10 protein-coding genes are annotated in these 10552 nt (G+C 43.8%); 8 read left to right on the forward strand and 2 right to left on the reverse strand.

Going from position 1 to position 10552, the window contains the following annotated elements:
* Positions 1-64 precede the first annotated feature (64 nt).
* Complete coding sequence (gene pgi / locus R7P35_RS20745; protein WP_005381270.1) at positions 65-1717, forward strand: glucose-6-phosphate isomerase; 1653 nt, start codon at positions 65-67, stop codon at positions 1715-1717.
* 99 nt (positions 1718-1816) lie between these two features.
* Here pgi and R7P35_RS20750 read toward each other — a convergent pair whose 3' ends face one another.
* Positions 1817-2278 carry a chemotaxis protein CheX gene (locus R7P35_RS20750; RefSeq protein WP_005381269.1) on the reverse strand — a complete coding sequence of 154 codons (462 nt, stop codon included), beginning with the start codon at positions 2276-2278 and terminating at the stop codon, positions 1817-1819.
* Positions 2279-2287: 9 nt separating this feature from the next.
* Entirely contained in the window at positions 2288-2752 is a 465-nt protein-coding gene (gene zur / locus R7P35_RS20755; RefSeq protein WP_005381268.1) for a zinc uptake transcriptional repressor Zur, read from the reverse strand.
* Positions 2753-3073: 321 nt separating this feature from the next.
* Between zur and dusA the strand changes: the two genes are divergently transcribed.
* The 7 genes from dusA to R7P35_RS20790 all read left to right on the forward strand — a co-directional run bounded on the left by dusA (position 3074) and on the right by R7P35_RS20790 (position 10077).
* On the forward strand, positions 3074-4054 hold the full coding sequence (gene dusA / locus R7P35_RS20760; RefSeq protein WP_017821727.1) for a tRNA dihydrouridine(20/20a) synthase DusA: 981 nt from the start codon (positions 3074-3076) through the stop codon (positions 4052-4054).
* Positions 4055-4218: 164 nt separating this feature from the next.
* Entirely contained in the window at positions 4219-4434 is a 216-nt protein-coding gene (gene pspG / locus R7P35_RS20765; protein ID WP_005381266.1) for an envelope stress response protein PspG, read from the forward strand.
* 98 nt (positions 4435-4532) lie between these two features.
* Positions 4533-5192 (forward strand): TIGR04219 family outer membrane beta-barrel protein, encoded by a 660-nt coding sequence (locus R7P35_RS20770; RefSeq protein ID WP_005381265.1) that lies wholly within the window; start codon positions 4533-4535, stop codon positions 5190-5192.
* A gap of 157 nt (positions 5193-5349) precedes the next feature.
* Positions 5350-5580 carry a hypothetical protein gene (locus R7P35_RS20775; protein ID WP_005381264.1) on the forward strand — a complete coding sequence of 77 codons (231 nt, stop codon included), beginning with the start codon at positions 5350-5352 and terminating at the stop codon, positions 5578-5580.
* Between the two features lie 117 nt (positions 5581-5697).
* Positions 5698-7569, forward strand: a complete 1872-nt coding sequence (locus R7P35_RS20780; protein WP_017821725.1) for an assimilatory sulfite reductase (NADPH) flavoprotein subunit — start codon at positions 5698-5700, stop codon at positions 7567-7569.
* Complete coding sequence (cysI, locus tag R7P35_RS20785; RefSeq protein WP_136976337.1) at positions 7569-9305, forward strand: assimilatory sulfite reductase (NADPH) hemoprotein subunit; 1737 nt, start codon at positions 7569-7571, stop codon at positions 9303-9305. Before R7P35_RS20780 ends, cysI begins: the two co-directional genes overlap by 1 nt.
* Positions 9298-10077 carry a phosphoadenylyl-sulfate reductase gene (locus tag R7P35_RS20790; RefSeq protein WP_005382748.1) on the forward strand — a complete coding sequence of 260 codons (780 nt, stop codon included), beginning with the start codon at positions 9298-9300 and terminating at the stop codon, positions 10075-10077. The genes cysI and R7P35_RS20790 overlap by 8 nt, the downstream gene beginning before the upstream one ends.
* Positions 10078-10552: the final 475 nt, after the last annotated feature.

Raw genomic sequence — 10552 nt, forward strand, 5'->3', positions numbered from 1 at the left:
GGGATTCCACAGTTTTCGCTAGACTGTAAGGAATGGAACCTACTGTAACATCGGGATAAAGACCATGTTGAAAAATATCAATCCAACGCAAACACAAGCTTGGAAAGCGCTAACGGCGCATTTCGAATCTGCACAAGATATGGATCTTAAAGAGCTGTTTGCTCAAGACGCAGCGCGTTTCGACAAATACTCTGCACGTTTCGGCTCAGACATCCTAGTCGATTACTCAAAGAACCTCATCAATGAGGAAACTCTGAAGCACCTGTTTGCTCTTGCGAAAGAGACCGAGCTGAAATCTGCAATTGAAGCGATGTTCAGTGGTGAAGCGATCAACCAAACAGAAGGTCGCGCTGTTCTTCACACTGCACTACGTAACCGTGCTAATACTCCAGTTATGGTAGATGGCGAAGACGTAATGCCAGCAGTGAACGCGGTTCTAGAAAAAATGAAATCATTCACTGAGCGCGTTATCGGCGGTGAATGGAAAGGTTACACAGGCAAAGCAATTACCGATATTGTGAACATCGGTATCGGCGGTTCTGACCTTGGCCCTTACATGGTGACGGAAGCTCTAGCGCCATACAAAAATCATCTAAACCTTCACTTCGTATCTAACGTTGATGGTACACACATCGTTGAAACGTTGAAGAAAGTTAACCCAGAAACGACGTTATTCTTGATCGCGTCTAAGACGTTTACAACACAAGAAACCATGACTAACGCGCACACTGCTCGTGATTGGTTCCTAGAATCGGCGGGTGATCAGGCTCATGTGGCTAAGCACTTTGCTGCGCTTTCAACAAACGCGACAGCCGTGTCTGAATTTGGTATCGATACAGCGAACATGTTTGAATTCTGGGACTGGGTTGGTGGCCGTTACTCACTATGGTCTGCGATCGGTCTATCAATTGCACTAGCAGTAGGTTTCGACAACTTTGTTGAGTTGCTTGATGGTGCTCACGAGATGGACAAGCACTTCGTATCAACAGATCTAGAAAGCAATATTCCAGTGATTCTTGCTTTGATTGGTATTTGGTACAACAACTTCCACGGTGCGGAGTCAGAAGCTATCCTACCTTACGATCAATACATGCACCGTTTTGCAGCATATTTCCAGCAAGGCAACATGGAATCAAACGGTAAATACGTTGACCGTGACGGCAATGCTGTAACTTACCAAACTGGCCCAATCATTTGGGGTGAACCAGGTACCAACGGTCAGCACGCGTTCTACCAGCTAATTCACCAAGGTACTAAGCTTATCCCATGTGACTTCATTGCACCTGCAATTAGCCACAACCCAGCTAGCGATCATCACCAAAAACTGATGTCTAACTTCTTCGCGCAAACTGAAGCTCTAGCGTTTGGTAAAAATGAAGAAACCGTGAAAGAAGAGTTGGTGAAAGTAGGTAAGAATGCTGAAGAAGTGGCAGCGATTGCGCCATTCAAAGTGTTTGAAGGTAACCGTCCAACAAACTCTATTCTAGTGAAGCAAATCACGCCTCGTACGCTAGGTAACTTGATCGCAATGTACGAACACAAAATTTTCGTACAAGGTGTTATCTGGAATATCTTCAGCTTTGACCAGTGGGGCGTGGAGCTAGGTAAACAACTGGCTAACCAAATCCTACCTGAGCTTGCAGACGAGTCTCAAATCAGCTCGCATGACAGCTCAACAAACGGTCTAATCAACGCATTTAAAGCGTTCAAAGCTTAATGTTTGAATAGATAAAGAAAAGGTCAGCAAATGCTGACCTTTTTATTGCCTGAGGCAAAAACAAAATAGGTTGGCCAGTGCCAACCTATTTTTTCTCTTTTATTCGAAGCAAATTTCGATAAAGGCATTTCCCCATTGGGAAGAGAAAGGCATGATAATAATTGAGCCTTCACACTTGTGGCGAATCGTATGACCTCGGCCCGAAACCACAACCGGTGTTGCCATATCAAAGTCAAAACCACTTTCCGCCAGAATGCGTTTCGCACCACCAGTAACCATGTTGGTGATCTCACCCACCATATCGGTCACTTCTTCATTGAGCCCATTTGGACGTTCACCAAGCATGTTCTGCATGATTTCTAGGGCGAGTGCTTCATCAAAGGTGATCGACATTGAACCACGAGTTTGTGGGCCTACCATACCAATCAGACCAGAAACGTCACCTCGTGCGATCTCATCTTTTTTGATTCGCGGTTTTTGTGGCTTCAGCTCAAGAGAAGCCATAGTTTTTAGCACGTTCATTAAAGAAGCTAAAAACGGGTTTACAAATTCAGCGCGCATAACGTTCTTCTATACTTTTTCTTTCGTCTCGGAGGAACAGGCCTGGCATTCACCATGAGTTTCAATAACTTGGTTGGTCAGTTTGAATCCATGCTTCTCGGCGTTTTCGGCTAACAAGGATATCAGCGTCTCATCTTCGAGTTCAACGACATCACCACATTTATCGCAAATTAGTAATTGGAAAAAGTGCTGCTGAGTATTGAAAGAACAACAAGTAATAAAGCTATTTGTCGATTCCACTCGGTGGATGAAGCCTTGCTCTAGGAGAAAATCTAATGCTCGATAAACAGTGGGCGGCTTAGCCTGAGGCTCACTCTCTTTTAGTTGCTCCAATAGCTCATACGCACTTGAGGCGCGGCGATTAGAACAAATGAGTTCAAATACGCGTCGGCGTTGCGGAGTCAGTCGTACTCCACGCTCTGCGCAGATACTTTCAATTTGTTCAATGATTGTTGGGTTCAAACCTTTCACCATAACTATCGGACGTGCTCTATGATAAATCATTTCTATACGAAGTTCGTTTAGAAATGCTTCATTTTACCCACTATCAGAACGAAAATCATGAATTAAAGCAAGTCGGTGGTGGTGTGAAGGCGGAATAATCATCACAGAATGAATCAACGAATGACAGATTCGTATTACTTCTGCGTATTCCTAAGCACTTGGCTAGTCAGCCAACCAAATCATTCTCGCTGAAACTAGCACCCAGAGGTGCTTGGGTATACAATACCCGACTTATTTTTTGAGCGTACTGCTGCGCTCGACCTTGGCAACATAAAAACGGGTGTTTATATCATGACTCATTCTTGCAGGCTCTCCGTAGCACCAATGTTAGATTGGACTGATCGTCATTGTCGCTACTTCCATCGCTTAATGACCAAAGAAACCCTGTTGTACACTGAAATGGTGACGACAGGTGCGATCATTCATGGAAAAGGAGATTTCCTGGCTTATAACGAAGAAGAGCATCCGTTAGCCCTTCAACTTGGTGGTTCAAACCCAGCAGATTTGGCTACGTGTGCCAAGCTAGCGCAAGAGCGTGGCTACGATGAGATTAACCTAAATGTGGGGTGTCCATCTGACCGCGTACAAAACGGTCGATTTGGTGCTTGCCTAATGGCTGAACCGCAGTTAGTTGCGGATTGTGTCGCAGCAATGAAAGACGTGGTCGATATCCCTGTAACAGTCAAGACTCGCATTGGTATTGATGATCAAGACTCTTACGAATTCCTAACGGATTTCGTTTCTATTGTTTCAGAAAAGGGTGGCTGTGAGCAGTTCACTATCCACGCACGTAAAGCATGGTTAAGTGGTCTAAGCCCAAAAGAAAACCGTGAGATCCCACCATTGGATTACCCACGCGCTTACCAATTGAAGCAAGACTTCTCACACCTAACGATTGCGATTAACGGTGGCGTGAAATCATTAGAAGAAGCAAAAGCACATCTTCAGCATCTTGACGGTGTGATGATTGGTCGTGAAGCATACCAAAGCCCATATTTACTGGCATCGGTAGATCAAGAGTTGTTTGGCTCTAATGCTCCAGTGAAGAAACGCAGCGAAATTGTTGAAGAGATGTATCCATACATTGAAGCGCAATTAGCGAAAGGTGCGTACCTTGGTCATATTACCCGCCACATGTTAGGTTTGTTCCAAAGCATGCCCGGTGCTCGTCAATGGCGTCGTCATATCAGTGAAAATGCGCACAAACCAGGTTCTGGTCTAGAAGTATTGCAAGACGCGCTAGCTAAGATTCCAAAAGAATTGAATGTGTAAAATTCGCCAGTGAATGGCTAAAATTACCAACTAAAGAATGATAAAGCCAGAGTGCAGAAATGCCTCTGGCTTTGTTTTTTTATTAAAAATCATAATCTTAACTTCGTTTCTGTAAGTTGGTATGGAAACTGCTCTGTTTATTGAAAACAAATGGAGAAGTGATTATGTTGGAGCTAATCTTTATTTTAGTCTTTGCGGCGACCTTGTTGGTTACGGGTATCACAATGATGACCGTATTCGCAGCAACTGGTATTGCGTTAGTTGTGATGTTTTTACTGGGAATGGTTGGAGCGGTACTCAAACTATTACCATGGTTAATCGTGATTGCATTGGGTATTTGGTTCTTCAAGAATTACGTCGCTCAGCCCCGCTATAAATAATGAGTAACATCATTTAGTTGATGGAGAGGCGTGAGAATATGGTATATTTCCTCTCACGTCCTCTACGTGAATATCAGCTATCTCGGAGTAAATACTACATGACAAATAAAGCGAACATCGCTTTAACGGCATTATCGTTGGCAGTATCTTTTCCTGTTTTTGCAGAGTACTCTGTATCGACAAAAGTCGGCGCAGAGGTATGGGCTGCCGACACTAAAGTTAATGAAGTGAGACGAGATAGCAGTACCGCAGGCACTTTTTACGCGGCGATTGAACATGATGTTAAATATGTCCCTAATGCGCGCCTTCGTTACTCAAGTGTTGATGCGGATTACATGGGGTTCGATAAGCTCGATTTAACCTTGTATTACCACGTTCTAGAGCATGATTTATTGCACTTTGATGCGGGTCTCACGTTCAGTAATTTAAGTGACACTAAATACATTGATGCTGGCTCAAGCAGGCGTGTAGAAGAATTTGATGAGCTGATTTGGGCTTGGTATGGTTACGCAGAAATTCAAGTTCCGGATACAAACTTTGATGTGATTGGTGAGATAAACTTTGGTGACAACAAAGGTATCAAAAGCACCGATTTCATGGCAGGTGTTCAATACAATGTACCGCTCGAAAAAGCTCGACTGGCTTTTCGTGGAGGTTACCGTGTGATTGATTTAGAGTCCGATAAATTCATGTCGGATCTAGGGAAAGAGTTTATTTTTGCTAACGGCTTCTTTGTGAGTGCGGAATACGCGTTCTAAATTCAGCCATGTTAGATATTCGATTTACTTAAAACGTCGCTTTATAAGCGGCGTTTTTTTATATCACTTCATTATATCTAATCGAAATTTCTCCCTATTTGGCTGACTTAGACCATGCTTACCTAGGAGCAATGTGAAAGTTAAAGCAGGGATAGCGATGACAATAAATGAACTAAGACATCTATTCCGTGAAAATCAGCTTATCGAAGCGATTATTGAGCCTGCAATCCAAGAGGGTGGTTGGGTTGTAGAGTTCAGACATGCGCGCGGTGGTTTTGTTTTTCTAACGGACAGTCACGGCGAAGAATGTCTTTATGAAGATTTGGATACTGCGTCAAAATCGGCAATGGCAGTAGGCTTTCAACAAGTCCGCATTGAAGATCGATGAGCAAAAAGTAAGCCGTTCTTACTTCCAAAAAGTTATAAAACATTCACTTCTATTCTTTCTTGTTATTAAGGAGAGTGGGTACTCTATCGTCACGCAATGAATAGGGATGTCGTGATAATGTCTTTTCAAAAGAATGAGTATTCTCACAAGAATGTGTCTGAAGATAATAATGGGCAAGGAGGAAATCCTCCAATCGCAAGCCCTCTGAATGACCAACAAATTAGCTCACTCCAACAAACTGTCTCTGAGTTGTCTTCACAGCAACTTGCTTGGGTCAGTGGGTATTTTTGGGGATTAGCTCAAAATCAACCAAACACAGCGGTAACGCCAATTGCACAAGCAACGGCAGCCGTATCAGCGAAGCCAGCAGGTAAGTTGAGTATTATTTTTGCTTCCCAAACGGGCAATGCTAAAGGTGTTGCTGAAGCTCTGGAACAGGAAGCAAAAGCAGAAGGAATTGCAGTCGAACTTTTTGATGCAAGCGATTACAAAGGTAAAAACTTAGCCAAAGAAACGCATGTCATTATTGTGGCATCGACTAACGGCGAAGGCGAAGCGCCAGACAATGCCATTGAGCTACATGAGTTTTTGCAATCGAAGAAGGCTCCTAAGCTGCCAAACCTGCAATATGGTGTTATTGCATTGGGAGATTCTAGCTACGAGTTCTTCTGTCAGACCGGTAAAGACTTCGACACTTACCTATCAAAGCTAGGCGCGACTCCATTTATCGAGCGTCTTGATTGCGATGTGGATTATGAAGCCCCTGCAACTGAATGGCGTAAGAATGCGTTAGACAAGGTAAAAGATACACTGTCTTCTGGCTCTGAAGCGGATGTGGTTCAACTTCCTGTGGGTCAAGCTGCGACTGCGCACTCTCCTTACAATAAACAAAATCCGTACACTGCGACGTTACTGACCAGTCAAAAAATCACGGGCCGTGACTCTGGAAAAGACGTTCGTCATATAGAAATCGACTTAGAAGGCTCGGGCTTAACGTATCAGCCAGGTGATGCACTAGGTGTGTGGTTTGAAAATAGCTCGGAACTTGCAAATGCCATTCTTGGTAAGGTCGGTTTGTCTGGGGTTGAGACTGTTGACGTTGATGGTGAAAGCTTGTCAATCCACAGTGCTCTCGTGAGTAAATATGAAATCACAACATCTAACCCGCAGCTCATCACAAAGTTTGCCGAGTTATCCGGTAGCAAGAAGCTACAAAAGTTAGTTGAAGATAAAGATAAGCTTCGCGAGTACTCTGCAAATACTCAAATCGTTGATGTACTGGCAGAAAAGAAAACCAAGTTAACCGCAGATGAATTGATTGGTTTGCTTCGTCGCCTTACTCCACGCCTTTACTCTATTGCATCAAGCCAAGAAGAGGTCGATGAAGAAGTACACCTAACGGTTGCTTTGGTTGAGTACGAACAAAACGACGAAAAACGATATGGTGGTGCGTCTAGTTTCTTAGCACAGCGTCTCGAAGAGGGGGGTGAAGTTAAAGTATTTGTTGAGCATAACAACAACTTCAAACTGCCGGAAGATGATAGCACTCCAATTATCATGGTTGGTCCTGGTACAGGGATCGCACCATTCCGTAGCTTTATTCAGGAGCGTGAAAACCGCGATGCTGAAGGCAAAAACTGGTTGTTCTTTGGTGATCGCACGTTCACTCAAGACTTCTTGTACCAAGTGGAATGGCAAAAGTATCTCAAGTCAGGAGTACTAAGCCGATTGGATGTTGCCTTTAGTCGTGACCAAGTAGAAAAGGTTTACGTACAACATCGCATCTTAGAAAACGCAGCTCAAGTGTGGCAGTGGATCCAAGAAGGCGCTTATATCTATGTCTGCGGTGATGCAACGCGTATGGCAAAAGATGTGCACGACGCATTGGTTATCGTTGCTGAACAAGAAGGCAAGATGCCGCGTGACGATGCAGAACAATTTATTAATGACCTACGTAAAGCGAAACGTTATCAGAGGGATGTGTACTAATGACTTTTTCTACGGACAATAATAAGCAGGTTGTATTAGGTGAAGAGTTAGGGCCGCTATCTGATAACGAGCGCCTGAAGCGAGAAAGCAACTTATTACGTGGCACCATTGAGCAAGATTTACAGGACCGTATTACTGGTGGCTTTACTGCCGACAACTTCCAGTTAATTCGTTTCCACGGTATGTATCAACAAGACGATCGTGATATCCGTAATGAACGCACAAAGCAAAAACTGGAACCATTACATAATGTGATGCTTCGTGCTCGTATGCCTGGAGGCATCATCACGCCAACGCAATGGTTAGCGATCGACAAGTTCGCAACGGAGCACTCTTTATATGGAAGTATTCGTCTGACGACTCGCCAAACGTTCCAGTTTCATGGGGTATTAAAACCGAATATTAAGTTGATGCATCAAACGCTCAACAGTATTGGCATTGATTCGATTGCAACCGCGGGTGATGTAAACCGTAACGTGTTGTGTACCACTAACCCAGTGGAGTCAGAGTTACACCAAGAAGCTTACGAATGGGCGAAGAAGATCAGTGAGCATCTATTACCAAAGACGCGCGCTTATGCAGAGATTTGGCTAGACGGTGAAAAAGTAGAAAGCACGGAAGAAGACGAACCGATTCTAGGCAAGAACTACTTACCACGTAAGTTTAAAACTACAGTGGTTATCCCACCGCAAAATGACGTAGATGTACACGCTAACGATCTCAACTTCGTAGCGATTGCAGATAACGGTAAGCTGGTAGGCTTTAACGTCCTGGTCGGCGGCGGCTTAGCGATGACGCATGGCGATACATCAACTTATCCGCGCCGCGCTGACGACTTTGGCTTTATTCCGCTGGACAAGACACTTGATGTTGCCGCAGCTGTAGTAACAACTCAGCGCGACTGGGGTAACCGTTCAAACCGTAAGAACGCAAAAACCAAATACACATTGGATCGTGTAGGTAGCGATGTCTTTAAAGCGGAAGTCGAGAAACGTGCTGGTGTTAAGTTTGAGCAAAGCCGTCCATATGAATTCACAGAACGTGGTGACCGTATTGGCTGGGTAGAAGGAATTGATGGTAAATATCATTTAGCGCTTTTCATCGAAAATGGTCGCTTATTAGACTTTCCAGGTAAACCACTTAAGACGGGTGTTGCTGAAATTGCCAAAATCCACAAAGGCGATTTCCGCATGACAGCAAACCAAAACCTAATTGTTGCGGGTGTACCTAAAAACGAAAAAGCGAAGATTGAAAAGATCGCTCGTGAACATGGCTTAATGGACGACGGCGTAAGTGAACAGCGTAAGAACTCAATGGCTTGTGTTGCTTTTCCAACTTGTCCGCTAGCGATGGCAGAAGCTGAACGTTTCCTTCCTCAGTTTGTTACTGATGTTGAGGGGATTCTGGATAAGCACAACCTACCAGAAAATGACAACATCATTTTGCGTGTAACTGGGTGTCCAAATGGTTGTGGTCGCGCAATGTTGGCTGAAATTGGTCTAGTTGGCAAAGCGCCGGGTCGTTACAACTTGCACCTAGGTGGTAACCGTGCCGGTACTCGAGTACCAAAAATGTATAAAGAGAACATCACGGATAAGCAAATCTTAGAAGAGATTGATCTGCTGGTGGCTCGATGGTCGAAAGAGCGTGAAGAAGGCGAAGCCTTTGGCGATTTCACTATTCGTGCTGGCATTATCCAAGAAGTGCTCGTATCAAAGAGGGACTTTCATGCTTGATTCTGTAGCATCCAAGCTGGAGCTCACAGAGTTACTGACATTAACAAAGACGGAGCAAATCCTCCGTCTTGCTCAAATTAATGTCGAGCTCGAAAAGCTTTCAGCACAAGAGAGAGTAGCGTGGGCTTTAGATAATCTAGAAGGCGAGTTCGCGGTTTCTTCTAGTTTTGGTATTCAAGCCGCGGTTATGCTTCATTTAGTTACTCGCGCCAAAGCGGACATCCCCGTCATTCTAACCGATACTGGTTACCTGTTTGCTGAGACGTACCGATTTATCGATGAGCTGACAGATGCTCTCAACCTAAATTTAAAAGTTTATCGAGCCAAGGAAAGTGCGAATTGGCAAGAAGCTCGATATGGAAAATTATGGGAGCAAGGCGTAGAGGGAATTGAAAAATACAACAAGCTCAATAAAGTTGAGCCGATGCGTCGAGCGTTAAAAGAGCTTAATGTTGGAACGTGGTTCTCTGGACTGCGTCGAGAGCAAAGTAAATCTCGTGCAGGTTTACCGATTCTATCAATTCAGAACGGTGTGTTTAAATTTCTACCAGTAATTGATTGGACTAATAAAGACGTTCATTACTACTTAGAACAACACGGCCTTAAATACCACCCATTGTGGGATGAAGGTTACCTTTCAGTTGGTGATACACATACTACTCGTAAATGGGAGCCGGGAATGTCAGAGGAAGAAACTCGATTCTTTGGCTTAAAGCGAGAATGTGGCCTACACGAAGATGATGGCTCTGAACAAGATGGGTCTGGCATATAGCCATAATGCTCTTTAAATAGAGTTTAGGTTAAGTTTAATAAAGATAGCTGCAATAAAGCAGCTTTCTTTATTTATGGTACTTGAAAAACACGTCTCAAAGAACAATTCTGTGGATAAGTTGTGTGAGAGTTTGGGGTAAAGTTGAATAAATAAAGGTTTGATCGAAAACTCATCGTTTAACCATTATTTTTGCAATTTTTGAAAAATAACACTTGCCAATGTGAGCGCGATCTCTATAATGCCTCCTCGTCGACAGGGCAAGGCCTCACAAGGGTTTAAGCGAAGTTGATAAGGCTGAAAAGAAAAACGAAATAATTTGAAGAAAGTGTTTGACACAATAAATTATCTCGCTAGAATGGCCGCCTCTTCCGAAGTGATGTCAATCACAAAGAAGAGTTGCTCTTTAACAATATAGACCTATCAATCTGTGTGGGCACTCGTTGATGATAATCCAATTAGAAGCTTCGGCTTCAAA

It is taken from the genome of Vibrio sp. Vb0304 (genome assembly GCF_033338995.1).
GTDB classification, from domain to species: Bacteria; Pseudomonadota; Gammaproteobacteria; order Enterobacterales; family Vibrionaceae; genus Vibrio; species Vibrio alginolyticus.

What these genes read in the sequence shown, in the direction of transcription:
- zur (WP_005381268.1), bottom strand. Translation starts at nt 2,752, where the DNA reads ATGGTGAAAGGTTTGAACCCAACAATCATTGAACAAATTGAAAGTATC.
- R7P35_RS20750 (WP_005381269.1), bottom strand. Translation starts at nt 2,278, where the DNA reads ATGCGCGCTGAATTTGTAAACCCGTTTTTAGCTTCTTTAATGAACGTG.
- dusA (WP_017821727.1), top strand. Translation starts at nt 3,074, where the DNA reads ATGACTCATTCTTGCAGGCTCTCCGTAGCACCAATGTTAGATTGGACT.
- pspG (WP_005381266.1), top strand. Translation starts at nt 4,219, where the DNA reads ATGTTGGAGCTAATCTTTATTTTAGTCTTTGCGGCGACCTTGTTGGTT.
- R7P35_RS20775 (WP_005381264.1), top strand. Translation starts at nt 5,350, where the DNA reads ATGACAATAAATGAACTAAGACATCTATTCCGTGAAAATCAGCTTATC.
- pgi (WP_005381270.1), top strand. Translation starts at nt 65, where the DNA reads ATGTTGAAAAATATCAATCCAACGCAAACACAAGCTTGGAAAGCGCTA.
- R7P35_RS20790 (WP_005382748.1), top strand. Translation starts at nt 9,298, where the DNA reads ATGCTTGATTCTGTAGCATCCAAGCTGGAGCTCACAGAGTTACTGACA.
- R7P35_RS20770 (WP_005381265.1), top strand. Translation starts at nt 4,533, where the DNA reads ATGACAAATAAAGCGAACATCGCTTTAACGGCATTATCGTTGGCAGTA.
- cysI (WP_136976337.1), top strand. Translation starts at nt 7,569, where the DNA reads ATGACTTTTTCTACGGACAATAATAAGCAGGTTGTATTAGGTGAAGAG.
- R7P35_RS20780 (WP_017821725.1), top strand. Translation starts at nt 5,698, where the DNA reads ATGTCTTTTCAAAAGAATGAGTATTCTCACAAGAATGTGTCTGAAGAT.